This is a genomic window from Stenotrophomonas sp. AN71, assembly GCF_050435725.1.
Taxonomy (GTDB): domain Bacteria; phylum Pseudomonadota; class Gammaproteobacteria; order Xanthomonadales; family Xanthomonadaceae; genus Stenotrophomonas.
The window spans coordinates 287,822-312,361 of record NZ_JBNDKU010000002.1; the positions used below are offsets into that span (position 1 = coordinate 287,822).

24 protein-coding genes are annotated in these 24,540 nt (G+C 63.8%); 9 read left to right on the forward strand and 15 right to left on the reverse strand.

Annotated features, from left to right (window positions below):
• Positions 1 to 22: 22 nt before the first annotated feature.
• Positions 23 to 1,912: an arginine decarboxylase gene (speA, locus tag ABH900_RS05070; RefSeq protein ID WP_429621813.1), complete on the reverse strand. Its 1,890-nt coding sequence runs from the start codon at positions 1,910 to 1,912 to the stop codon at positions 23 to 25.
• A gap of 191 nt (positions 1,913 to 2,103) precedes the next feature.
• Between speA and speE the strand changes: the two genes are divergently transcribed.
• A complete protein-coding gene (speE, locus tag ABH900_RS05075) occupies positions 2,104 to 2,955 on the forward strand; it encodes a polyamine aminopropyltransferase (RefSeq protein WP_429621814.1) in 852 nt (283 codons plus the stop codon).
• A 124-nt stretch (positions 2,956 to 3,079) separates the two neighbouring features.
• On the opposite strand, the gene ABH900_RS05080 is transcribed toward speE, so the two are convergent.
• Positions 3,080 to 3,988 carry an aspartyl/asparaginyl beta-hydroxylase domain-containing protein gene (locus ABH900_RS05080; protein WP_429621815.1) on the reverse strand — a complete coding sequence of 303 codons (909 nt, stop codon included), beginning with the start codon at positions 3,986 to 3,988 and terminating at the stop codon, positions 3,080 to 3,082.
• A 223-nt stretch (positions 3,989 to 4,211) separates the two neighbouring features.
• Between ABH900_RS05080 and ABH900_RS05085 the strand changes: the two genes are divergently transcribed.
• Together ABH900_RS05085 and ABH900_RS05090 are read left to right on the forward strand one after the other, a co-directional pair.
• Positions 4,212 to 5,189 carry an alpha/beta fold hydrolase gene (locus tag ABH900_RS05085; RefSeq protein WP_429621816.1) on the forward strand — a complete coding sequence of 326 codons (978 nt, stop codon included), beginning with the start codon at positions 4,212 to 4,214 and terminating at the stop codon, positions 5,187 to 5,189.
• A 170-nt stretch (positions 5,190 to 5,359) separates the two neighbouring features.
• Positions 5,360 to 6,019, forward strand: coding sequence for an RIO1 family regulatory kinase/ATPase (locus ABH900_RS05090; RefSeq protein ID WP_429621817.1), 660 nt, complete (start codon positions 5,360 to 5,362; stop codon positions 6,017 to 6,019).
• Positions 6,020 to 6,107: 88 nt separating this feature from the next.
• Here ABH900_RS05090 and ABH900_RS05095 read toward each other — a convergent pair whose 3' ends face one another.
• Positions 6,108 to 6,446 (reverse strand): P-II family nitrogen regulator, encoded by a 339-nt coding sequence (locus tag ABH900_RS05095; RefSeq protein WP_005411374.1) that lies wholly within the window; start codon positions 6,444 to 6,446, stop codon positions 6,108 to 6,110.
• Positions 6,447 to 6,601: 155 nt separating this feature from the next.
• Between ABH900_RS05095 and ubiK the strand changes: the two genes are divergently transcribed.
• Positions 6,602 to 6,853 carry a ubiquinone biosynthesis accessory factor UbiK gene (ubiK, locus tag ABH900_RS05100; RefSeq protein WP_429621818.1) on the forward strand — a complete coding sequence of 84 codons (252 nt, stop codon included), beginning with the start codon at positions 6,602 to 6,604 and terminating at the stop codon, positions 6,851 to 6,853.
• Positions 6,854 to 6,979: 126 nt separating this feature from the next.
• A complete protein-coding gene (gene arr / locus ABH900_RS05105) occupies positions 6,980 to 7,414 on the forward strand; it encodes an NAD(+)--rifampin ADP-ribosyltransferase (RefSeq protein WP_429621819.1) in 435 nt (144 codons plus the stop codon).
• Between the two features lie 341 nt (positions 7,415 to 7,755).
• On the opposite strand, the gene ABH900_RS05110 is transcribed toward arr, so the two are convergent.
• The 4 genes from ABH900_RS05110 to ABH900_RS05125 form a co-directional block, all read right to left on the reverse strand.
• Positions 7,756 to 8,472 carry a hypothetical protein gene (locus tag ABH900_RS05110; RefSeq protein WP_429621820.1) on the reverse strand — a complete coding sequence of 239 codons (717 nt, stop codon included), beginning with the start codon at positions 8,470 to 8,472 and terminating at the stop codon, positions 7,756 to 7,758.
• A 95-nt stretch (positions 8,473 to 8,567) separates the two neighbouring features.
• A complete protein-coding gene (locus ABH900_RS05115) occupies positions 8,568 to 9,002 on the reverse strand; it encodes a hypothetical protein (protein ID WP_429621821.1) in 435 nt (144 codons plus the stop codon).
• A gap of 996 nt (positions 9,003 to 9,998) precedes the next feature.
• The gene (locus tag ABH900_RS05120) at positions 9,999 to 10,364 is read right to left on the reverse strand and encodes a hypothetical protein (RefSeq protein ID WP_429621822.1); all 366 of its coding nucleotides are present in this window, start codon (positions 10,362 to 10,364) and stop codon (positions 9,999 to 10,001) included.
• 55 nt (positions 10,365 to 10,419) lie between these two features.
• Positions 10,420 to 11,022, reverse strand: a complete 603-nt coding sequence (locus ABH900_RS05125) for a DUF998 domain-containing protein (protein ID WP_429621823.1) — start codon at positions 11,020 to 11,022, stop codon at positions 10,420 to 10,422.
• 666 nt (positions 11,023 to 11,688) lie between these two features.
• Here ABH900_RS05125 and ABH900_RS05130 point away from each other — a divergent pair.
• On the forward strand, positions 11,689 to 12,045 hold the full coding sequence (locus ABH900_RS05130; protein ID WP_429621824.1) for a hypothetical protein: 357 nt from the start codon (positions 11,689 to 11,691) through the stop codon (positions 12,043 to 12,045).
• A 45-nt stretch (positions 12,046 to 12,090) separates the two neighbouring features.
• Positions 12,091 to 12,594, forward strand: coding sequence for a cold-shock protein (locus ABH900_RS05135; RefSeq protein ID WP_429621825.1), 504 nt, complete (start codon positions 12,091 to 12,093; stop codon positions 12,592 to 12,594).
• 52 nt (positions 12,595 to 12,646) lie between these two features.
• Here ABH900_RS05135 and ABH900_RS05140 read toward each other — a convergent pair whose 3' ends face one another.
• Entirely contained in the window at positions 12,647 to 14,041 is a 1,395-nt protein-coding gene (locus tag ABH900_RS05140; protein ID WP_429621826.1) for a serine hydrolase domain-containing protein, read from the reverse strand.
• A 432-nt stretch (positions 14,042 to 14,473) separates the two neighbouring features.
• Positions 14,474 to 15,379 (reverse strand): Abi family protein, encoded by a 906-nt coding sequence (locus ABH900_RS05145; RefSeq protein WP_429621827.1) that lies wholly within the window; start codon positions 15,377 to 15,379, stop codon positions 14,474 to 14,476.
• 448 nt (positions 15,380 to 15,827) lie between these two features.
• On the opposite strand from ABH900_RS05145, the gene ABH900_RS05150 reads away from it, so the two are divergent.
• Positions 15,828 to 17,333, forward strand: a complete 1,506-nt coding sequence (locus ABH900_RS05150; protein WP_429621828.1) for a YifB family Mg chelatase-like AAA ATPase — start codon at positions 15,828 to 15,830, stop codon at positions 17,331 to 17,333.
• Between the two features lie 7 nt (positions 17,334 to 17,340).
• On the opposite strand, the gene ABH900_RS05155 is transcribed toward ABH900_RS05150, so the two are convergent.
• The 4 genes from ABH900_RS05155 to yidA form a co-directional block, all read right to left on the reverse strand.
• Entirely contained in the window at positions 17,341 to 17,637 is a 297-nt protein-coding gene (locus tag ABH900_RS05155; protein WP_429621829.1) for a hypothetical protein, read from the reverse strand.
• Positions 17,638 to 17,661: 24 nt separating this feature from the next.
• On the reverse strand, positions 17,662 to 18,051 hold the full coding sequence (locus ABH900_RS05160; protein WP_429621830.1) for a hypothetical protein: 390 nt from the start codon (positions 18,049 to 18,051) through the stop codon (positions 17,662 to 17,664).
• A 140-nt stretch (positions 18,052 to 18,191) separates the two neighbouring features.
• Positions 18,192 to 20,510: a TonB-dependent receptor gene (locus tag ABH900_RS05165; protein WP_429621831.1), complete on the reverse strand. Its 2,319-nt coding sequence runs from the start codon at positions 20,508 to 20,510 to the stop codon at positions 18,192 to 18,194.
• Between the two features lie 423 nt (positions 20,511 to 20,933).
• Positions 20,934 to 21,767, reverse strand: coding sequence for a sugar-phosphatase (gene yidA / locus ABH900_RS05170; RefSeq protein ID WP_429621987.1), 834 nt, complete (start codon positions 21,765 to 21,767; stop codon positions 20,934 to 20,936).
• Positions 21,768 to 21,917: 150 nt separating this feature from the next.
• Here yidA and ABH900_RS05175 point away from each other — a divergent pair, with 150 nt between their 5' ends.
• On the forward strand, positions 21,918 to 22,580 hold the full coding sequence (locus ABH900_RS05175) for an exopolysaccharide biosynthesis protein (protein ID WP_429621832.1): 663 nt from the start codon (positions 21,918 to 21,920) through the stop codon (positions 22,578 to 22,580).
• Positions 22,581 to 22,709: 129 nt separating this feature from the next.
• Here the strand turns inward: ABH900_RS05175 and ABH900_RS05180 are convergent, their stop codons facing one another.
• Together ABH900_RS05180 and ABH900_RS05185 are read right to left on the reverse strand one after the other, a co-directional pair.
• Positions 22,710 to 24,020, reverse strand: coding sequence for a PQQ-dependent sugar dehydrogenase (locus ABH900_RS05180; protein ID WP_429621833.1), 1,311 nt, complete (start codon positions 24,018 to 24,020; stop codon positions 22,710 to 22,712).
• On the reverse strand, positions 24,013 to 24,453 hold the full coding sequence (locus ABH900_RS05185; protein WP_429621834.1) for a DUF2231 domain-containing protein: 441 nt from the start codon (positions 24,451 to 24,453) through the stop codon (positions 24,013 to 24,015). Before ABH900_RS05185 ends, ABH900_RS05180 begins: the two co-directional genes overlap by 8 nt.
• Positions 24,454 to 24,540: the final 87 nt, after the last annotated feature.

Sequence of the window (24,540 nt, forward strand, 5' to 3'; positions counted from 1 at the left end):
ATGCCCGGCGTTCCCGTAATCATCAGACCAACGGTTCGTCGGACAGGTAGGTGTAACCGGTCAGGCCCGCTTCCAGCGCCTGCGACAGTTCCTGCGCACGTTCGGGCGACAGCTCGGCGGCGGCCACGCGCTGTGCGTACGCCGCACGCAGGTCGTCCAGCCGGTAGCCCACGTAGTCCAGCATCACGTCGGTGGTATCGCCACGACGTTGCTGGGTGATCGCATAACCATCGGCGTCGGCCAGCACTTCCACCGCGTCGGTATCACCGAACAGGTTGTGGATGTCGCCCAGGATCTCCTGGTAGGCGCCGACCATGAAGAAACCGATGCGGTAGCTTTCGCCGTGCTTGATCGCATGCAGCGGCAGCGAGCTGTCCAGGCTCTCGTTCTCGACATAGGTCTTGACCATGCCATCCGAATCGCAGGTCATGTCGGCGATGATGCCGCGACGGTCCGGCGTTTCGTTCAGGCGCTCGATCGGCACGATCGGGAACACCTGGTCGATCGCCCACGCATCGGGAATCGACTCGAACACGCTGAAGTTGACGAAGTACTTGTCGACCAGGCGCTCGTTCAACTCATCCAGCGCCGGGCGATGGCTCTTTTCGTCGTAGCTCAGGCGCGCACGCACGCCGTGGGCGATGGCGTAGAACAGATCGTCGATGCGCGCACGCTGCGGCAGGTCGATCTGGCCCAGCGCGTAGCTGGCCAGGCCTTCGGCGTGGAAGTGCTGCGCTTCCTGGAACAGTTCCACCGCCGGGCGCGTGTCCAGTTCCTCATGGATCTCGCGCAGGTGGCGGATCGCCGCCGGCTCGTCGTCGTGCTGGTCCGGCACGCGGCCTTCCTGCGCCTGCTCCACTTCGGACACGTTGGCGATCAGCACCGCGTGGTGCGCGGTCATCGCGCGGCCACACTCGGTCACGATGCGCGGCGGGGTCAGGCCGTGCTCTTCGCAGGCATTGGCCAGCGGCTGCACGATGTTGCTGGCATACGAATTCAGGCCGTAGTTGATCGAGCAGAAGCTGCGCGAACGGGTGCCTTCATAGTCCACGCCCAGGCCGCCGCCCACGTCTACATGGGTGATCTTCGCACCCAGCTGTGACAGCTCGACGAAATAGCGGGTGGCTTCGCGCATGCCGTTGGCGATGTCGCGCACGTTGGAGATCTGCGAGCCCATGTGGAAGTGCAGCAGGCTCAGGCAGTCGGCGTACTCGGTATCGCGCAGCGACTTCCACAGGTCCAGCAGCTGGCGCGGGGACAGGCCGAACTTGGCCTTGTCGCCGCCGCTGTTCTGCCACTTGCCGGCGCCCAGCGAAGCCAGGCGCATGCGCACGCCCAGGCCCGGCTTCACGTCCAGCGCCTTGGACTCTTCCAGCACCAGCTTCAGCTCGGACGGCTTCTCGATGACGATGAACGTCTGCAGGCCCAGCTTGCGGCCGATCAGGGCCAAGCGGATGTACTCGCGGTCCTTGTAACCGTTGCAGACGATCAGGCCACCCGGGCGCGACAGCGCCAGCACCGCCATCAGTTCGGGCTTGCTGCCCGCTTCCAGGCCGAAGCCTTCACCGTGATGGCTGGCCAGGGTGCCGGCCACGCCACGGTGCTGGTTGACCTTGATCGGGTAGACCGCGGTGTAGCCGCCGGCATAGTCCCAGTCCTGCTGGGCCTGGGCGAAGGCCGCCTGCAGCTTGCCCAGGCGCTGGCCGAGGATGTCCGGGAAGCGCACCAGCAACGGCAGCTTGGCACCGGCTGCACGCGCGGCATCCACCACCTTGGGCAGCGACACCACCGGGCCGTCCGCCCCGGTCGGTCTCACCACCATGTGCCCGGCCTGATCCACATCGAAATAACCATCCGCCCAATGCGGGATCGAGTAGGTCTTGCGGGCTTGGTCGAGGGACCAATCGGTCATTGCAGTCGGCCTTGTTGGAAATAAAAGGGGGGGCATGATAACGCCTATATGCCCACAGGTTCGTTATCATGCGCGCCCGCGCCCGTGGCAGGTCTCAACCTGAACGGGCCGATCCGTCCGGATGTGGCATCTGTGCCACGCGGCCCCGCCCGCCAGCCCGGCTTTACCCCTCCGAACAGGACTGTATTTCCATGACTGACAGCAACAACTGGTACATCGAGCACTTCGAACGCACCGGCTCGGCCATCGGCTACCGCATCACCGGCAAGCTGGATGAGGTGCAGTCGCCGTTCCAGAAGATCGAGATCTTCCAGACCACCGACTGGGGCAACCTGATGACCATCGACGGGGCCATCATGCTGACCAGCAAGGACAACTTCTTCTACCACGAGATGATCAGCCACCCGGTGCTGTTCACCCACGCCGCGCCCAAGCGCGTGGTGATCATCGGTGGCGGCGACTGCGGCACCCTGCGCGAAGTGCTCAAGCACACCGGCGTGGAGAGCGTGACCCAGTGCGACATCGACGAGCAGGTCACGGTGATGGCGCGCAAGCACTTCCCGGAACTGTGCGATGCCAACAACGACCCGCGCGCCGAACTGATGTTCGACGATGGCGTGGCCTACATGGCCAACTGCCCGGCCGGCAGCGTGGACGTGGTGATCGTGGACTCGACCGATCCGGTCGGCCCGGGCGAAGGCCTGTTCAACAAGGCCTTCTACGAGAGCTGCTTCAAGGCCCTGAAGGACGACGGCATCCTGGTGCAGCAGTCCGAATCGCCGCTGATGCAGCTGGAGCTGATCAACGAGATGCGCACCGAGATGGGCAAGGCCGGCTTCGGCTCGTTCAAGACCCTGCCGTTCCCGCAGCCGTGCTACCCCACCGGCTGGTGGAGCGTGACCCTGGCGCGCAAGGGCGACAGCAGCTTCGACTTCCGCCAGGCCGACTCGGCCGCCAAGACCTTCAACACCCTGTACTACACCGCCGCGCTGCACACCGGCGTGCTGGTGACCCCGCCGTTCGTGCAGGCGGCATTGAAGTAAGGCGTTGGTTGTGCCAACCAAGGTTGGCACCCACCAAAGCAAAAACCCGCGCTGGCGACAGCGCGGGTTTTTCATGTTCCGGTAGTGCCGGCCGCTGGCCGGCAACCCCATCAAACCCAGCGCTTCAGAGCGCCCAGATACCGGCAATCACCGCCGCCACCAGGCCCCACTTGATCACCTGATAAGCCACCACGCTGCGCTCGCGCAGCGCCTTGGCCTTCAGTCGCACCTTGTACACACCACCAAACGCCTTGTTGACGCCACCGGTCGGGTCACCCGGCAGGTTCGGCGAAGCGCCACCGGCCAGCAGCGTGGCCGCCACCGCACGGTTGAACAGGCCCGGCAGGCCGAAGCGCAACGGGCGCGCGATGTCGCAGAACAGGATCACGCGGTCCTGCTGCGTCTCGTTGTGCGCATGGTGGATGTAGGTCTCGTCGAACATCATCCACTCGCCATCACGCCAGCTCTTCTTGATGCCGTCCACTTCGATGTAGCAGCCATCATCGTTCGGCGTGGTCAGGCCCAGGTGCAGGCGCAGCGAACCAGCGAACGGATCGCGGTGCGGGCGCAGCTCGCTGCCCGGCGGCAACTGCGCGAACATCGCCGCACGCACGTCCGGAATCGATTCGATCAGCGCCACGGTCTTCGGGCACAGCGCCTTCGCCGACGGGTGCGACGGGCCGTACCACTTCAGATAGAAGCGCTTCCAGCCGCGGCGGAAGAACGAATTGAAGCCGGCATCGTTGAAGCTGCTGGACGCAGCGATCTTCTGGGCATCGCGCAGCGCCAGTGCCTCATCACGGATCACCTGCCAGTTCTGGCGCAGCGGCTCCAGCTGCGGGAACTCCTTGCCCGGGTCCAGGAACGGCGTGGTCGGCACCTTCGAGAACATGTACATGACCACGTTGATCGGGGCCATGAAGCTGGAGTGGTCCAGCAGCTGGCGCGACCAGCGCGCGCGGACCTTGCCACGGAAATGGATGTACAGCACGCAGGCCACGAACAGCGCTGCAAGAACGATCTTGATAGTCAAAGCACTTTCCTCCAGCCGTGGCCGGAACGGGAAACGGGGGCGATGCACGGCCTGGCGGCCAGCACCGGTGGGGAACGCGGCAGGGGGCGGGGACGTGCCGGTGGGGGCGGCCGCCGATGTCGCGAATTAACAGCTTATGGTCGGCAGGCGCTGCGTCGGGGTCAAGTTGCCCGTGTGCCCTGTTCAGCGCCGCGTTGCTGAATGGCTGGCCTACACTGCCGCGATGCCTGCCTGCGATAGCGCCCCCTACCCCGCCCTGAGCGCCCGCTATGCGGACTTCTTCCCGGACCAGCCCACCGCCGCGCCGCGCAGCGAGCGCTTCGGCTGGGGTGCCGGGGGGCTGCAGATGGATCGCCATGGATCCGCCGACGCCGGCCTGACCGTGGTGCTGGTCCATGGCGCCGGGGGTTACGGGCGCATGTTCGCGCCGCTGGCGGCGGGGCTGGCCGCTGCCGGGCATGAAGTGCTGGCGCCGGACCTGCCCGGCTACGGCCTGAGCCCCGCGACCTGGAGCAGCGTCGACTACGGCACATGGAAGCAGGCGCTGCTGGCCCTGATCGACGCCGAGCACCAACGCCGGCCCCGCCCGATCGTGCTGCTCGGTGCCAGCATCGGCGGCTATCTCGCCTATCTGGTGGCCGCCGAATCGCCATGGGTGCGGGGGCTTGTGGCCACTACCCTGGCAGACCCGCGCGACCCGGTGGTGCAGGCCGCACTGGTCCACCAGCCATGGATGCGCACCTTCCTGCCGACGCTGCGGCCGCTGAGCCGCATGACCCGGGGCCTGCGCGTACCGGTGCGCTGGTTCACCCACATGCAGCGGATGTCGCGCGATCCGGCGTTGACCGCCCTGGTCTGTGCCGACCCGCTGGGCGGCGGCAACCGCGTGCCCCTGGGGCTGCTGGCCTCACTGTTCGACACCGCGCCGGCCCTGGAGCCAGAGCAGTTCCGGCGCTGTCCGGTGCTGATGGTGCACCCGGCCAGCGACGACTGGACCCCGGTGGCGATCAGCGACCGCTTCTTCCAGCGCCTGGCCGCGCCGAAGCAACGGGTGCTGCTGGACGGCTGTGGCCACTTCCCCATCGAACAGCCCGGCCTGGACCAGCTGCGCGACGCCCTGCTGCCGTTCGTCCAGCACATCGCCAGCGAGAACGCGCCCAAGCCATTGATGCAGAAGGCACATCCGGAAAGTGAAACATAATTGTCCGATTCTGCGTGACGAACTGTTCCAGCCACGACCCCGACATTTCTCCGACAAATCGTGGAATAGCGAACTGGCGAGTACTAAAATTAACGAAAACTTAGTAACTCCCTGTAACACCGGTTCGCTTGACGCTTTGCGCCACCCACCGGGTCGTCCGAGACCCCGACATGTATCTTCCTGCTCTGCCCCCCTCCTCCTGCGGCAATGACGCCGCGACACCGCTGCTGCTCAAGCGCGGTGAACGTTTCCTCGCTCCCGACGTCTACCGCACCTGCCTGGATGGGCGCGAGGCGGTCATCAAGGACTACTCCCGCTACCGCGGCACTCCGGTTTCGCTGATCGCCCGGCTGATGGTCCGCCGCGAGGCGCGCATGCTGCAGCGCCTGGGCGGCTGGAAGCATGCCCCCGCCCTGCTCGGCACCCTCGGTGGCTTGGCGCTGGGCATGGAGTTCATTCCCGGCCAGACCCTGAGCACCGCCCAGGCCGTCGGCAACGACGTGTTCGAGCAGCTGCAGCACGCCCTCGGCCGCCTGCATGCCGCCGGCATCACTCACAACGATCTGCATGGCACCAACGTGGTGGTCAGCGCCGGCGTGCCGGTACTGCTGGACTTCACCTCGGCCTGGCATGCGCCGGGCTGGCTGCGCCGTGGCCCGCTGAGCCGGCAGATGCGCCGCAGCGACATGAAGAACCTGCTGAAGATTCGCCAGCGCGTGACCGGCCAGGCCCCGAGTGCCGCACAGGCCGCACGGGTGGCCGATCCGGGCTGGGTCGCCGCCGTGCGCCAGGGCTGGAAGCGGTTCTACAAGTGGGCCAAGCGGCGCTAAGCGCTTCGCTCTGGTAGAGGTCGAGCTTGCTCGACCGCTCTTCGTTCCGGCGACGCAAAACCCCACCGGTCACATCCCTTTCAGCGGCTTACAACGCGTCCGCGTCCAACTCACCGGTACGGATGCGCACCACGCTACCCAGGTCGTACACGAACACCTTGCCATCACCAATCTTGCCGGTGCCCGCCGCCTTCACGATGGCCTCAACCACCGCTTCCACCTGGTCATCGGTCACCGCCACTTCCAGCTTCACCTTCGGCAGGAAATCGACCACATACTCCGCCCCACGGTACAGCTCGGTATGGCCCTTCTGGCGACCGAAGCCCTTCACCTCGGTCACCGTGATTCCGGTAACCCCACGCTCGGCCAGCGCTTCGCGCACGTCGTCGAGCTTGAACGGCTTGATCACCGCCATGACCATCTTCATCGTCGATCTCCTGTATTCCGGCGTGGAGGATAGCGCCTGAACGCGGCCCGTGCGAAACCCCTGCCGCCTGTTCGCGGCCCCGGGGCCAGCAGTATCCTTACGCCTGAACGCCCTGCCCGCGCTGGACGCACGGGCCCTACCCCACGGAGCACACCATGATCGACCTGAACCAAATCGATGACCTGGCGCGTCGCCTCAGCGACATGGTGCCGCCCGGCCTGCGCGAATCGCGCGAGGAACTGCAGGCCACCTTCAAGAGCGCGCTGCAGGCCGGCCTGGCCAAGCTCGATCTGGTCACCCGCGAGGAGTTTGAAGTACAGCGCGCCGTGCTGTTGAAGACCCGCGAGAAGCTGGATGCGCTGGAAACGGCCGTGCGCGAGCTGGAAGGGCGCGGCGCCGCAGAATGAAAAAAGGAGGCGCACCGCGCCTCCCACTTACAGAGTATTTCGTGGATGGGGCCTTGCAGCAAGGCCCACCGGGCGTCCTAGACTCGCCGGCCTGTCGATCCGGCAGGACACGCAGGGGCAGTGCCGATGGCGCAGGACACCGAATGGACACCCGTTTCGCATGACACCTGCGACCAGGTCGACGGGCCGTTCTATCACGGCACCCGCGCCGACCTCGCCGTGGGCGGGTTGCTGAGCGCGGGCTTCCGCTCCAACTATCGCGACGGTGTGGTGATGAACCACATCTACTTCACGACGATTGCCAAGGGCGCCGGGCTGGCTGCGGAGATGGCCCGGGGTGAAGGGCGGCCGCGCGTGTATGTGGTGGAGCCGACCGGGCCGTTTGAGGACGATCCGAATGTCACCAACAAGAAGTTCCCTGGGAACCCGACACGGTCGTATCGGAGTGCGGAGCCGTTGCGGGTTTTGGGGGAGATTGTCGAGTGGGAACTGTATGACGCGGAGTTCGTTCGACAGCTGAGGGCGTTTGTTGCGGCGGGGAGTGGGGAGATCATCAATTGATGGCCTCTGGGCACGGAGCATTGCACGCTTCCTCATCGGCATCGTAGATGTCCAGTCCGAGCTCGATGCTCCGCTGCCCCAAAACGAGCATGGGTGTCGCCACTACGGTGGTGGCGGCAGCGGTATGTATTGGTTCGAAGAAGGGCAGAACCACATGTGGCCGAGCACCAAAGACAGCGAGCTGACGGGAATGAACCTGGTGGACACGCTTGAGCGGGAGAGCCGATGGCTGCCGCTGAGCCATTGAGCCTGTCAGTGTGGATGTCCGCTTCCGGCCAATAGCGGACGTTCAACACCGAAGCTAAGCCGAGCCGCGAAGCGGCTTAAGCCTTGCCAAAATTTTAGTTGCCGTTCTCGCCATTGATGATCGGGTCCATAATGGACCTATATCTGCTTTCAGGAAGCTCGCGATCAATTGTTAGGATGGCTTCACTCTTTATCCAGCGCATGAGCTTGCGAGGTGATAGATTTTCGGACGCGACTGCAGCCCTTTGAGGAAGGTTCTCAAGACTTTGAAGTTCCCCTACAGAGTTGCGTGCCACATCAGAAATTATGAGTAGACGAGCCACCAAGAGTGACCAGGCAGCCAGCTCTTCCTGCCTTGCAAGATTACCTGCGACGGAGTATCGAAAGTCAGACGCGACGAAAGTGGGTTCGTTTGGGAGTTGTTTCTTTACCCACCATAGGATGTTTAGGCCAGATGTCCATGCACCACCGCGAACCTTGCAGCGATAGACATATGACCTGCCTAGGTTGAGGCATGCAAATTCCTTCCTTGACGGAATCGGCCTCCTCAGCTCTGAAAGGGTCGAGATTTTTCCGTCGAACTGCCCGTAGTCAGCCGCCAGCTCCCCGACCTCATCAGTTCTGAGGAGCTTTGTATCTTTAGTGACTTGAAGCGGGTCTTCGGCAGCTTCCTTACGCAAAATATCTTGGACGCAGGATTCATTAGGAAAGACTACTCGATGCTTGCTCGCATAGTTCTCAGCACTAGCCAAAGAAAGATCTTTCCGAAAGTGCCTTCCGCATGTGGTTGCAGAGGAATCCCGAAGTGTCACGCGATGTTCCGTGCAGTAGCCGAGTGACAGCCCTACGGATCCATTCTGAAGTGGGTTGAACCAACAGTTTTCGCAGGAAGTTAGACGGCGGGTGGTCATGGGACGATTTCGGCAGTGACAGAGTCGACGGCATTTTGGTCTGACAGGTCGCTGAAATCAGCCAAATGTTCTAGATGTTCCTCAACATAGCGTCGGGCTTGCGCAACCTCGAGAGAGTCCGGCCAAGCGGCATCTCCTTTGCCAGAACCCTTAAGTAGATCTTGAAGTTCTTTCCTCGAACGATGCTTGACGCCTTGATCCTGCCACTCTCGAGGCAAGGCCTCATAAGTTTTGCCAGTCTTCCCTGCAAAAATCCCGGCAATTTCTTTAGACTCCGTGAAGGAGAGGTAGGGCGTCAGCCTTCCTGGGCCATCCAGGAATAGAATATGCCTTACAAGCGACTTGGCTGAGCCGTGAGACGCCGGTCTTACGCCGTCCTTCGCGTCGCCGCGAAACAGAGGATCCTTCGATATTTTCCACTTCTTCGACATGTCTATATCTATCCTGCGACGCCCAACTGCCTAATAAACGGGCCCTGGGTCCGGCGAATCGAATTTCCCACAATGCACAGGGATGGGCGGGCTTCCCCTTGATATAGGGTGATCTTAGGGCAGCGGGGGGCGGCTAACAAGCAGCCGTATAGCCCAACCTAGCGCTAGGCCCGGCGGCCAGCGCAAGCAGACGTGTAGATGTCCGTATGGGGTCGAGAGCGGACTCTAGCACTCTTGGTCGCTTTGCCTGGCGCCGACGCGTCTGCTTTCGGCCAGTAGTAGCGGACCTTAAACGCCAGAGTTAAGGCGAGCTACGAAGCTGCGTCGGCTTGAATGAATTGTTAGCCATCAGTCGCGCTGCTCACGGCGGCTGGCAGGCATACGGGAGTCTGCCGTGCGCAACGTGGACTTGAAACCACGGTTGCCCCGAACTATTGGCTCACCGAATTTGGATATGACAACAAGGGTCTCCAAGAGAATATTCTTGTAGCCATTCTTGACCTCATACTCAAAAGACACGGTGTCAGATTTGTATACCCACTGCTGCGACCCAAGACCTAGGAAGCTGTATCGCTCACCGTCGATGGTCAAGACATGAGAGTGGAGCGCGCCTGTGTTGCCGCCACGGCTGGGTGGCCGGTGCTTTTCCACGAGGAACAAGCTGTATTTCTCAAAGTGTTTGCTTTCAATCTTTCCGTGCGACATAAGCTGTGTCTGATGCCTAACTACCTAATAGCCGGACCCATGGGTCCAGCTATACGACTTATCCACAAAGCACCGTATGGCGGGCGTTCCACTTGATACAGCTCGATCTTAGGCTGACTGGGTCCGGCTAACAAGCCAGCGTATAACCGGACCCAGCGCTAGGCTCGGCGGCCGCACCGATGGCCGCTATGGGTCGCATGACGCCCTGCGGCCAGAAGCGGACTCTCGCAATACTTCAACCACGCCCAATCACGAAGCAGTTTGGCCCTAAAAGAATTTTCGTGCCGTTCCCTACTTGAACATCTCCAACAGATCCCTGTCATCATGCCGCTGCTCCCACGTGGAGAGAAAACAGAAGCTCACACCACCTTGCATGGCAGCCTTCTGAAATCCGGCCAATTCCTCCTTCGTGACCGGATACTCAACCGCATCAAAGTGCAGAAGCCCCCACGGCTTGACGAAAGAGAACCCAGGCAGGAGTTCCGAGAAGATCGCCTTGAGCTGGGGCTGGAGAGTAGAGAAGTCCTTGATCGGGCCCGCGCGATTGCCAAGGGCATGACACTGACGGCGGATGGTCCTGTCTCCACCCACCACGCGCGCAATGAAGTGGTCCTGGTGCACTCGAACGTAGATCAGCTGACGGCGAAAAATCCTCATCCCCTTCTCAACCCCACACGCTCAATGGTCGTCCATGTGCCTGCACGCCCGCCCATCAATACGTCGGCTCCGCCTTCAGCGCGCTTGAACCCCTTCGCAGCAGGTACAGCGCAACCAGGAATGGCCACAGCGAGTTGATCGATGAAAACACGCGCTGGGTCAGCCCCCTGAACCCCTCCGGGTCCGCTCCCACCAGGTTCAACCAGAGATAGAAGATTCCCGCGATGCTCACCACAGCGGTCACGGCGTACGCCCTTCGGTTGGCAGACCACGCGCTCAACTCGATGTGCGACATCGCCGGTGCGATGATGTTGGCGATACCGATGGTGTAGAACCCGTGCATTGGATGGCCCATGGGCCAGAGCCCGTTGGTCAGCATCGAGACACCAAAGATCATCCAACAGAGCGCGCCCAAGGCAATCCGGCGACCAGATTCCCGCCATACCCCAATGGAAAATGCCACGAAGCCTACGCCGGAGCCGATGGCGGCGATCCTGGCGCAGATGCTCGCGAGCGTTGGCGCCTGCAGCAGCTCGCTGGCGTGTTGTGCAAGCGGGTTGTAGCCCGGGGCAAACACGGCGGCAACGCTGGTCCAGAACAGGAACCACGGAAGCGGCACTAGACCGGCGGAGAGAAGAAGTCGGTTGCGGCGTGACACGTTCAGTGATCCTTGCGTTGGCCTGCGCCAGTGGGGGGAATCCGTTCAAACGCCACACAACCATCCTGCTGTGGGCAGGATCGGCACGCGTGACTACAGCTGTAGTCAGATTGTGTGTGGCGCCCCATAGGGTCAATAGGCAGAAAGTCACTCACGCCTGGAAGCGAAGTGCGCGGCACCCATCAACGGTCTTCGCACCGGTTGCATCGCATGGGCGATCACACATGGCCGCCGGGCCGATGCTGTCGCATTTGCCGCGCCATGCATCTCTGGCGGAGGGATCTGACGACCTCGTTCCAGAAGTGCCGTTTCGCCTAGCACGCCAAGGCTCTCGCCCCTTTCGGCGCTATGCGACAATGCCGAAAACGTCTCGGGTTTTGGCGGCATTGGCCTCAAGCCCTTGGCATTCCACACAGCGGCAGGTAATCGTTACTGCGCCACCGTGCATCGGTGGTCGGGACTCGAAAACCCGCCGTTGGGAAAGTAGTTTGCGCTTGCCAGCCGGTATCACCTTGCGTGGTGCCGGCTGGCAATCCGTCTGCCGGCTATGGCGGGCGGTGCGTGGGGGCCTCGTGCCCGCCGGTTCCCAACAACCCGGTTTTCGAGCCATGCACCGTCCGCCACCTTTATCGGTGGCGGCGTCCGCCTGCTTGCACGGAGCCAGCCATGACCACGCCGCACTCCCCTCCCCCGCGCCCGATCCAGGAAGCGCCGTCACCCGCGCCTGCGCGAGACCCCAACACTCTCATCGCCACCCTGCACGCCATCAGTGCCGGCGCTGCAGCCGACGGCCAGCCCTGGTCCGAGCGCCATCACCTGCGCAGCCGGCAGATGACGCTGTGCGACGCCGACTGCGCGCTGACCGGCCAGCGCATCGTGCAGGAGATCCTGCTGGCTGCCGAGCGCACGCGCCAGAACGGTGCGCCCGATCAACACGTGGGCGATCGCGTGATGGAAGGGCTGGTGATGGCCGATTTGGCACTGACGGCTTTCATCCACGAACGGATGCGACCACAGGACTGAGCGCGCTTGCAGCGCATTCCATTCTGTCTGTGTGTGGGGTGATGAATGAAGAAGTACGGTCTTATCGCCGGCGCGGTGTGCGTCGCGGTGATCGGCGTGGTGTGGGCAGCCTGGCCCGAACCATCCGCCGATCAGGCGTGGGCTTACCAGAAGCTGCAACAGGCCGATTACCGGCTGCTGCACAGTGATGCGCTGGGCTTCGTTGCAGCGAAGGCCGAGGAGGGTTTTGAACTTCGCACGCGCTATGCCGGAACCACGTCCTTCGAGATCCGGTGCAAGGGCGTTGTGGTGCTGGACGTGGAGAACGCGCCCTCGCGCGTGTTGATCCGAATGCCTGCCGACGCACTGCAGCGGGCACCGGATATCGAACGCCTGCGCCTCAGCTTCGAGCGATGGTTGGATTTACATCAGAGCCAAGGGCAGTTGCTGGTGGAGAGTGCGGGGCCGTCGTGGGTTGAGGCACGGTTTCGGCGCTTCAGCGGGGCGGTGCCTGATGAGCAGCGGTGTCTGTTCGGGGCCCCGGGCCGGCGGCGGCCGCCCCTCTCATGATCGTTTCGCCAGCACTCTTGGGGCACAACACACGCCTGCCGGCGAGCTGGTTTCAGTGCGCCTGCCCAGTGGTTACCTGGCTGACCGTCGTTCCGTGGACTCGCATACTTTGAATCACCCGCGATCGCTCGCTCAGGTCCACATCGACATCATTACCCGAGAACGTGAGCCGGAACCGGAACGCATTGATGTTTCCGACCTCGTTGTAGTCGAAGACAAAAGTGTTGCTGCTCTCCCACCGGCCGCCTACTGCTACCGGCAAGCCAAAATTTCCATCGGACGACACGCGCGGTGTTCCGTCCAACCCGATCGGCCTGGAGGGCTCGTTGCGGCTTTTCAATTCGAACTGAAGCTGCGCCGTTTCGGTTCCCGCGAACGTGAGCATGAGCGATTTCAAGCCCAGCGGATTCTCCGACAGCGCGTATCGCTTGCCTGACACCGTGCGTGCCAGTGGCGGCATGAACGATATCGGCGGAGGCGGCGTTGCCGCGTCGCCCACAGCAGCCGCCAACCGCGCCGCCGCCGATGGATTCTCCGGCAAGGGCTGGTCAGACTTGAGCGCAGCAAGAATGAAGGTGCCGATATCGCCGGGTTCAAACTCCCCGCCGGTGAACACGACCACGATATTCTTCTCCGGGCTTACGCTGATGCGTTGGCCGCCGCGGCCATTCGCCTCGAACAGTGACGGCTTCCTGTCCGGCTGGAGCCACAGGCCATAGCCGTACTTCTCGTCGCTGCCCTGCGGCTGGGCCTGCGGCCGAACGGCAGCGCGCATCCACTCTTTCGGGACCAGTTGCCGGCCTTCCCAACGGCCATCGTTCAGCCACAGGTAGCCCAGCTTCGCCATGTCCAGAGGCTCGAGGTGCAGATCACCCCAACCATACGAAACCCCGTGGCCATCGGCCGGCCACGCCGCATGGTTGATGCCCAAGGGGCCAAACAGCTCGCGGCGGGCGAAATCGAACGCACTCTGGCCCGTCGCCTTCGTGATCGCTGCGGACAGTAGATGCATGCCACCGGAGCAGTACTCGAAGTGGCTCCCGGGTTCATCGCGCATCGGCAGATCCAGCATGAACCGGCTCCAATCGCTGCTTTGCCTCATCCGCGAGAGCGTGATTTCGCCCTGGCTGGCGTCGCAGTCCAGCCCTGAAGTCATCGTCAGCAGGTGCTCGATGGTCACCCGCTTCTTTCGGTCGTCCAGATTCGCGATCCCTTGGGGACCGAAGACTGAGGTCAGCGGCTGGTGCAGTTCCAGCTGGTGTCTCCCGATCGCGATGCCGGCAAGCGTGGAGGTGACACTCTTCGTCACGGACGCAACATCGTGGAATTGCCCCTTCTGGAACGGCCAGAAATAAGCATCCACCACGACATAGCCATTGCGAATGATGGTCAAACTGTGGATCGGTGACTGGTGCTCGCGCACGTAGTCGAACGCATTGGCCAGCACTTCCGAATCCAGTCCCTGAGCTTCCGGGGAGGAATGGCGCCATCCCTGCGTCGGCCAGTAGGTCTCTTGCGCCGTTGCATCGGGAACGCCTGCGTAGGCAGAGCCCACAACGCACAGGATGCATGCAGCAACGAGTCGTATCGAAGGTCGCACGGAATCTCCTGGCACTGACGGCTGAGGCGATGCATCACGTGGTGAGTCTGACTGAGGACGCTGGAAGGCAGGGATATCACCGTTGCCGATTGTGCCATGCCCGTGGGTGGGGCCCTTCGGCGCCGGGCCTGACGGCCCCTGCCAGTACCAGGCCCCGCAGGAATCCAAACATGAGCCTCGGGCTGGTTCATCGCCGTGCGCGTGCCGGCGCCTATGCCCGCCGGTGCGGGTGGTCAATCCGGTAACAAGCATCGGGCCGGCTTCGGCCAGCCTTGGGACTCACTCCCGCCAAAGGCGATGCTCCCGCCACCCTTCCACAGCGCCAAGGCCTTTCGTTCGGGCTTCGTTCGTCAGGCCGGCGAAAAGATGGGCATCGACGCGCTCACGCCAGCCGCTGGTATCAGCGGTCGTACCACCCAGAAGCTTGCGAAGCAGCAGCAATAGGAAGAACGAGCGATTCGGCGGAAAGGGTGCCTCATGTTCAGACCATCCCGCCGAGCGAGGGCGGACGGCCGAAACGCCGAGTTCCTTGTTCCACAATCTGCCGTGATGGGCGACGATGTTCCGCGCCACGCTGGTGACATGCAACCAGTTCGCGAAGACTGGGGCCGCCAGCTGCATTGCGGCTGCAACTGCTTTCTGCTCTCTGGTGTGCAGTGCTTTGTAGAAGCGGGAAAGCGACCCCAACGACATGACTTCAGTCGCCATCCAGATCGGCACCTTGGGGAACGCCGGCGAGGTGTACTTTTCCCTGTAGTGTCGAATGAACGCCTCTTTGGAGCGCATCACTTCACTCTCGATGCCGTCAAGCCAAACGGCGTGCTCTTGCCCAGTGAAGTGCAGATTGCGCGGCTCCAGGTGGCCAAAGGCGCCATGGAGATGTGCAAAGTGGTACGTGAGCACGGTCCGCGTTACTACCTCGATGTGGCCGACCGCCTCCATCACCAGGTCTCGAAGCCCCCTATCAAGTTCATAGAGGCTGACGGCTTCCTCGAAGGTCGCTTGGTCACGGAAGTTATCGCTGCCTGGTATACGCTGGGTGTAGGGATAGCCCATGAGACGGCAGTAGCCGACACGCTGCAGATAGCGATTCGCATTGTCGGCATCGCCTATTGCAAGCCCGCGCCGTTGGAGCAGATCCAGCTGCGCCTGGATGGACAGCGGCGGCTTGCGGTATTGAGTCATCCTGACGCCCATCCGCGGGCAAAAAAAAACCCGCCAAATTTGAGCATGTCGCGAACTAGCGCGCAGAGGCTTGGCGGGTGTGTTGGGGCTAGTGTAACGACCCCATTATCTACCTGCAAGCAACTGCGTACCGTCCTGATGATTCGCAAGTACATGTTCGAAAAGAACTTTGTGAAGAATAGACGTGAATCCGTTACGCCCTTCGGATCGCACTGGACCAAGCGAAGAACAGGCACGGGCGAGCGGTAACGGCGTCGGTCCCCGGCGCTGCTCCCGTTGATACCGGTCGAGATCCGTCACTCAATTGCGAAGACTGGCCGTCGTTGACGGGGGGAGCCGCACCCCAACCATCTACCGGAAACCCCCTAGTCGCTTTGCCAGCAATTCCCGATGGTCACCCGCAAAGCATCTGCCGCACCATCGAACGTCCCTTCGCAGGAAACCGCACATGAGCCTGGCGCTGGTCCACAGCCGTGCCCGCGCCGGAGTTGACGCCCCACTGGTGCGGGTGGAAGTGCATCTCTCTGGTGGCTTGCCTGCCACCCAGATCGTCGGCATGGCTGAAACCAGCGTGCGCGAATCGCGCGAGCGCGTGCGGGCTGCCCTGCTCTGCGCACGCTTCGACTTCCCGCAGCGGCGCATCACGTTGAACCTCGCACCCGCCGACCTGCCCAAGGAAGGCGGGCGCTACGACCTGGCCATTGCGCTGGGCATTCTCGCGGCCAGTGGCCAGGTCGATCCGCAGTCGCTGCTGCAGTACGAGTTCCTGGGCGAGCTGGGCCTGACCGGCGAACTTCGCCCGGTGGCGGGTGCACTGCCCGCAGCGATAGCGGCTGCCGAAGCTGGGCGTATCCTGGTGGTGCCACCCGGCAACGCGGCCGAAGCAGCGCTTGCCGAGCATGCCGATGTGCGCGTGGCGCGCACGTTGCTGGAGTGCTGCGCCGGGTTGGGGAACCCGCGCCTGCTGCCTCCCGTGGAACGCGTGGATACCACGCCGCTACCCCTACCCGATCTGGCTGACGTCCGCGGGCAGGCGCTCGCACGTCGGGCGCTGGAAGTGGCGGCGGCCGGCGGCCACCATCTTCTGCTGATCGGCAGCCCCGGCTGCGGCAAGACGCTGCTGGCCTCGCGCCTTCCCAGTCTGTTGCCGGACACCGAGGAAGCCGAGGCATTGCAGCTGGCCGCGATTGCCTCGGTGAGTGGTGAGGGGCTGGACCCGAGGCGTTGGCGGCAGCGGCCCTTCCGTTCTCCCCATCACAGCGCCAGCGCGGCCGCATTGGTAGGCGGTGGCAATCCGCCGTGCCCCGGTGAAATTTCCTTGGCCCATCATGGCGTTCTGTTTCTTGATGAGCTGCCCGAGTGGAACCGGAGCGCGCTGGAAACCCTGCGCGAGCCCCTGGAATCGGGCCACATCCGTATCGCCCGTGCGGCGCGCAGCGTGCAGTATCCCGCACGGTTCCAACTGGTAGCGGCGATGAACCCCTGCCCGTGTGGCTGGGCCGGCGACCGCAGCAACCGCTGCCTGTGCAGCGACGAACGCATCAACCGCTACCGTGCGCGCGTGTCCGGCCCGCTGTTGGACCGCATCGACCTGCATATCAGCGTGGCACGCATGGATGCGGTGGAGCTACGGGAGAGCACGCCGCTGGGCGAGCCGAGCGTGGTGGTGCGCGCGCGGGTGGAGGCCGCCCATACCCGGCAGCAGGCGCGTGGCGGCCTCAATGCGCATCTGCCGCCTGCGGCGCTGCGCGCGTGCACGCAACTGAGCGAGGCCGATCAGGATCTGCTGGAGCAGGCGATTGAGCGCTTGCAGCTTTCGGCACGGGCGATGCACCGGATTCTGCGGGTGGCGCGGACGATTGCAGATCTGGCGGGTTGCGAGGCAATTCAGACCGCGCATCTGGCTGAAGCGATTGGGTATCGGCAGCTGGATCGGGGAAAAGCGGGGGTATGACGGAGGATCACATAAGGACGAAGGAGGCCCGCCGCGTCTCGTCAAACTGCAGGGTATCTGCCGGTAGAACGCCAATGTCGGGCAAAAGCCCACGGGCATGACGCTCCCATACCTCCGTCAGCCCCACGCTATCAGCATCAACAGCATGGACGCGATACACCGGTGCGTAGTCGTCCCGTTCGTCCTCGAACGGACAGTCCAGCACCCAGCACTTTGATGCTCTATCGGTTACCAGCATCATCCGCGGCAGGTCATGGAATCCGCGGTACGCGAGGATGCGGTAGTGCCCCGGAAGAAGAGCCATCGGAATGCCCTGCAGTTGCGCGGTTCAGCGACCGCGCCCGAACAATACGCCCCGCCGGGCCAACGACGCCACCCGACGGCTGACCAGCGCGTGGAGCTCCGCCAGCTCCGACGCGCGGTCAGCCGTCATGTTGCCGCCGAACAGCACCCGCGACAGCGCCGCCTCATCGCTGTCACCCGGGTACTGCCAGCGGTCGCGGTAGACCTTCTGGCAGACCAGCCAGGCCAACCGCAGCCCACCACCCGGCAGTGGCTGCACCACACGTTCATATACCTGCCAGAACTGGAATTCGGCCCGCAGGTCGATCACAGGCGCCACGGACAGCGCCTGCCGGGGCCGTCCTGGGCCCCGGATGCCGAACAACGGGGTTCGTGGGTTGTGCTGTGCCATACCGACAGGATGACGCAGCAACATTGTGGGAACCTTGCGTCGCTGCCAGAAAACCCCTGTTGATTGCGCAAGGCGCGCTTCTGGGCGGGCTTTAGGGGTCAGAGCCCTTTGCCGCGCAAAGGGATCTGACCCCGATCACGTATCCACGCATGGCGTGGATCTACCTAGAAGGACATCGAGGTGCTGAACATCAGCTGCCGGGGTGCGCTGCGCTGCAGGGTCTGGTAATCCCCCGAGAACGACGAACCGGCGATGGTGGCGGTGCCGATGTTGTGGCGGTTGAACAGGTTGCTCACGTCCAGCCGCAGCTCCAGCCCCGGCACCATGCTGTCCGCACCAAACCGGTAGGCAGCATAGGTGTTGACCTGCCAGAAGGTCGGCACGCGGATATCGTTCTCGTAGGTGAAGGGCTGGCGCAGGTAGGAGGTGCTGGTGGCACCGAAGCGCCAGTCGCCAAAGTGCGCGGAAAGATCGCTCACCAGCGAGACCTGCGGGTAGCCCGGCTGGGCATTGCCCTTGATCGGGTACACCGTGTCGCCCACCACGAAATCGCTGTCGTAGTACGAACGGGCCACGGCCACGCCCTGGTAGAACTGCAGGTGATCGGTCAGATCGGCGGTGATACCGAGATCGGCGCCGATCACATGCATCTTCGGCATCAGCCGCACGGTGTTGATCTGCGCGAACTGGGTACCGATGGCGGCCGACAGCAGGCGATTGCGGATATCGTTGTAGAACACGTCGCCGGTGATGGTCAGCCGGTCGAAACGATGCGACGCACCCACGGTGAGGTTCCAGTTCTTCTCCGGGCGCAGCGTGCCGGCCACCCGGTCGAACTCCTCCTGGTCGGTGATGGTCCACGCAGAGGCGGTGTAGCCGATGTTGCCGCGCTGGGCCACGCGATAGCCGTTCATGGTGTTGGCCAGGTCGATGAAGGCATCGGTGGATTCGGTCGGGCTCCAGAACAGCGAGACGTGCGGCAGGAAGTTGCTCTTTGCGCGCAGCGTGCCGTTCACCGGCCGATCCTTGGCATCGCCCAGGCCACCGCCGCTGGTACGGAAATCGACGGCCTTGAAACCGACGCCCAGCTTCAGCGTGTCATTCAACACGATGTCGTCCTGCAGGTAGAACTGGCGGGAGCGGGTCACCCAGCTCGATGCATTGTCGGTCTTGAACGCGGGACCATACACATCGAACGGACCGGTGGCCTTCAGCGGCGGGCCCTCGCCCAGCAACGGCTGCTGGTACCACTCGGTCTTCGCGGCGGCTTTGCTCTTCTCCTGCCAGAAGCCGGCGGTGAAGGTGTGCGCGCCAGCCTCGAACTGCAGGTTGAGCATGCCGCCCAGCCGATTCAAGTGCGGCGTCTGCACCTGTTCGGAGAACGGCGCGCCGTTGGGCGACGGCACGGTCGGGTCGGTCAGCGTGGCCTGGGTGTGGCTGTTGGCGTTGTACAGCTGCACGTTGCCGCTCAGTGCCGGGGTGATCTGGAAGCGATGGTTGATCGAGGACACGCGATCGCGGGTGATCTGGCCGGTGTCGTACGGAATCAGTTCGGACAGCTCACCGCAGGTGTAGGCGCCACAGGATTTGTCTGCGTTCTCTGGCGAGGCCACGTACCAGGCCCACGCATAGTCCGGATAGAAGATGTCGGCCTTCCAGCCCAGCTTGCGGATCATGTCAAAGGAGATGTTGTTGTAGCCCCACACCTTGGCCTTGCTGTCGGACAGGAACACAGTAAAGTCGCCCCAGGCGACGTCCTGCTGCAGCTTCAGGTCGCCGCGCAGGAAGTTCTGCGTGCCTTCGCCCTGGTACTTGTCAGCCGACACGCGCTGCAGGTCGACCAGCACTTTCGGGCCGTGCTCGCCAAGCTGTCCGGTCTGTCCGGACACGGTGGTGACCAGCGTGCTGTTGCTGCCCACGCCCTGCTTCACGCGCAGGCTGGGGGTGTCCTGCAGATCGCGCAGGCGGTACTCCAGGCTGCCACCGTTGACGCTGCTGGAGAACACGCTGACCGGTGCCCCGCCGGGGCTGACCGTGATCGCACCGATGCCATCGGGCACGCCCACGTTCACCACGCTGGTGCCGGTGAGCGAGAGGAAGCCGTTGTCGTTCAGCGGCACACCCTCGAAGGTGATGCCCATTTCATTCATGCGGAAGCCGCGCACGAACAGGCTGGTGGCCGAGATGTCCAAGCCCAGCCCATCGGTGGCGGTGTAGCTCGCGCCCGGCACGTTCTTCAGCATCGACAGGCCGTTGTTGCCGGTGACCATGGCATCGAGGTCTTCGGCCTTGATGATGTAGCGGTTCGGGCCGACCACCTGGGTCGGTGCAACGGCCGCGCCACGTGGGGTGGCGATGACCTGCAATGCGTTCAACGTGGTGGGCGTGTCGTGCGCGGTGTCGGCCGACTCGGCGGCGTAGGCCGGTGCGCTGATGGTGGCGATGATCGCCAAGGCAAGGCGCGTCGTGGGTGGGATGTTCATGGGCAGATCCAGCGTGCAGGGGGAAGGTGGCGCAGGCGCACGCCCAGCGCGATGCAGCGCCGGTGTCGGCGCCCTGGCTGGTGGTGCGATTGCGTTGAGGGTTGGACCGTGCAGCAAGTGCCGGTCAATGGCAGAGGAAGACGATCATCTGCCGTGGGATTCGGTGGGGTGATTTCGACGTGCGAAATTCTTGCATCGCCCTGCCGCATCCGCCATTGCACCGTGGTACAGCGCCGATGGCGGTGGGGATGGGTGGGCTATACGTGGGTATAGCCCCTGGTCGGCGCTTGACGTTTGCGTGTGCCAACCAAGGTTGGCAGCTACCGGGGCGAATGGGGTCTGGTAGAGGCCGACCTTGGTCGGCGCTTGCCGTTTGTGTGTGCCAACCAAGGTTGGCACCTACCGGGGCATAGGGGCGCGCGGTTACTGCAGGACGAAACGCTCGATCGCGCGCGCCACGCCTTCATCGGCATTGCTGGTGGTCTCAAACCGCGCGACCGACTTCACCGCATCGATGGCGTTACCCATCGCCACGCTGGTACCGGCGTACTGCAGCATGGTCAGGTCGTTCTCCTGGTCACCGATGGCCATCACGTTGGCACGGTCGATGCCCAGGTGCTCGGCCAGCTTCTGCAGGCTCGGCCCCTTGCCTGCGCGGTGGTCGAACACTTCCAGGAAGAACGGCGCGCTCTTCAGTACCGCGAAGCGCTCGGTCAGCTCGCTGGGCAGGCGCGCGATGGCGGCATCCAGCACGTCCGGCGCGTCGATCATCATCAGCTTGATGAAGGACATCGACGGGTCCATGTCGGCCACGCGGCGATACGACAGCGGCATCCGCGAGAGATGCGAGTCGGCCACGGTGTAGTAGCTGATGTCCTGATTGGGCGTGTACATGCGCTGCGCATCCAGCGCCTGGAAGTGCACACCCAGTTCGCGCGCCACCTGTTCGCAGAACAGGAAATCGTCGAAGCTGAGCGGATACTCGACCACCGTCTCGCGGGTGCCGATGCGCTGAACCAGGCCACCGTTGCAGGCGATGCAGTAGTCGTCGTCGCCGTCGATGCCCAGCTCATGCAGGAACGGCGCCAGGCCCGGCACCGGGCGGCCGCTGGTCAGCACGATGTGCACGCCCAGCGCGCGCGCCTGCGCAATGGCCTGCTTGGCCCGCGCGGTGAGCTTATGGGCCGGGTCCAGCAAGGTGCCATCCATGTCGATGGCGACCAGTTCAATGGTCGATTGCCTGCGGCCCATGTCCATCAGTGTCTTACCTTCATGCGGGCCGTCCATGTTAACCCCTCATGCCCGGTTCACCTCTTTGCCCGCATTGGCCGGGATACTGGTCGAGCCTGTGCGTTCCCCACCGCAGGACGGCCCCCTGACCGCCCTTCCCTGGAGACCCCTCGACGCATGACGTACCACGCCCCCGAAACCAATGAAAGCGCACCGCTGGCCCAGCAGATCGAACAGATGATCGATGAGCTGCCCGGCGACCGGGTCAGCGTCGGCACCCTGCTCAGTGCGCTGGGCGATGAGGGCCTGCTGCTGGTCGTGATCCTACTGTCGGCCATCTTCATCATTCCGGTATCGATTCCCGGGCTGAGCACGGTGTTCGGCGCCTCGATCCTGCTGATCGGCCTGAGCCGGGTGCGCAACCGACCGCTATGGGTGCCGCAGAAGCTGGCGCGCCGCGAGATCGCCACCGACAAGCTGAAGGCCAACCTCGGCCGTGCGCTGAAGTGGGTCCACCGCATGGAGCGGTTGTCGCGGCCGATGCGGCTGGCGGTGATGGTGCGCTCGAAGAAGATGATGCGCCTGAACAACCTGATGCTGGTGTTCGCAACCCTGCTGCTGATGGCCCCGGCCGGGCCGATTCCCTTCAGCAACACGTTGCCGGCACTGGCGCTGATGTCCTTTGCGATTGGCTTCATCCAGCGCGATGGTGCGGCAGTGGCGGCCGGTTATGGTTTCGTGGTGGCCACGGTGGTGTATTTCGGCGTACTGCTGGGCGGCGTGGGGTTTGCTGCGGAATCGGTGTTCAGCGGGTTCCGCGCAGCGCCTTCGGACGTGTAGCGCCGAGCCCACGCGCGGCTGCGCTTCGACCTGTACGGGGAAACCCCGCGCTGCGTGCGTAAGCCGAGCGTGGGCTCGGCTCTGCAGAGCCAGATCCAAAGCAGTCGAGCATGGCTCGACGCTACAAGGCTATTTGGCGGACACCCGCCACACCACGTCGCCGACGTCGTCGGCCACCAGCAGTGCGCCCTCGGCGTCCATTGCCATGCCCACCGGTGCACCCATCAGCGTCTTCTCGTCCTTCGAGGCAAAGCCACTGACCACGGTCTGCGGCCGTCCGGTTGGCTTGCCGTCCTTGAACGGCACGTACACCACTTCATAGCCGCTCAACGGCGAACGGTCCCAGCTGCCGTGTTCGCCGATGAAGGCACCGCCGTGATACTGCGCAGGCAGCGCCTGGCCGGTGTAGAACAGCAGGCCCAGCGGCGCCACGTGCGAGCCGATGGCGTAGTCGGGCACGATCGCCTTGGCCACCAGGTCCGGGCGCTGCGGCTGCACGCGCTCATCCACATGCTGGCCGTAGTAGCTGTAGGGCCAACCGTAGAAGCCATCTTCCTTCACCGAGGTCAGGTAGTCCGGCACCAGGTCCGCGCCGATCTCATCGCGCTCGTTCGCCACCGCCCACAGCGTGCCGGTGCTCGGCTCCCAATCCAGACCGGTGGGATTGCGGATGCCGGACGCGTAGATGCGGCTGCCACGGGTGGCCACGTCCACTTCCAGCACCACCGCGCGGCGGTACTCGACTGCCAGGCCGTTCTCAGTGATGTTGCTGTTGGAGCCCACGCCCACATACAGCTTGCTGCCATCACGGCTGGCCAGCAGTTCCTTGGTCCAGTGGTGGTTGATGGTACTGGGCAGGTCGGTGAACTCGCGGCCCGTGTCGGTCATGCGGGTTTCGCCGGGCACGTAGTGGTACTGCACGATGTTGCCGGTGTTGGCCACGTACAGCGTGTCGCCGATCAGCTGGATGCCGAACGGCGAGTGCAGGCCCTCGATGTAGACGTGCTGGGTCCAGGTATCGGTACCGGGCGTGCGGCGCAGCAGGGTGACCCGGTTGCCGCCCTTGCCGGCCTTGCCCGAGCGCGCCTTCACCTTGCCGGCGATCCATTGCTTGGGCGTGGTGACCGGCTCTTCGCCGGGGCCGTTGCCCTCCACCACCAGCACATCGCCGTTGGGCAGGGTCAGCAGGCGCCGTGGGTGCAGCAGGTTGGCCGCGATGCGCTCGATCTTCAGGCCCTCGGCCACCGAGGGTGACTGGCCGTCGGCCCAGCCCACGCCCTTGGGCACCTGCATCGGTGGCATCAGGAAGTTCTTCGGTGCCGGCAGGGGCGGCTTCGCGCCGGACTGGTCGGCAGGGTTGTATTCGGCCTTGCCCGCGCAGGCGGACAGCATCACGGCCAACGACAGTACCGCCACGGTGGGCAGGATGGACTTAGCCATGACGACCTCCCTGCAGCACCGGCGGCTGCGACGACAGCAGGATCAGACCCAGCGCGATCAGGGCCACGGTCAGCGCCGACAGGATCGTGCCCGGCACCGCAACGGCATAGGCATCACGGCTGTGCACGAAGGCGTTCCAGATTGCCAGCAGTACCGCCACCAGGTTGAGAAAGAAGTCGATACGATCGATGCGGGTGGCGGTGCCGTTGCGGCGCCAGACCGCGAACAGGTTGATCAGGCGCGGGATGATGGCGATCAGCAGGCCGAAGGTGATCAGCCACGCAGCAGCCTTGCCCCACATCACCTCGGCGCTGTTGAGGTAGATCGCGTCGAAGATCAGCGCGCCGACGAAGAACCCGAACGGTATCGGGTTCAACAGGCTGAACAGGGTGGTGCCGAGGCCGTGGTGGGCCTGGGCCAGGGGATTGACCATCATCGTGCTCCGTGCGGAAGGGTGCACGGGCTGTAGTAGCACAGCGCGATGTGAGGACGCGCGATGATGCCCCGGCGGGGCTGCCAC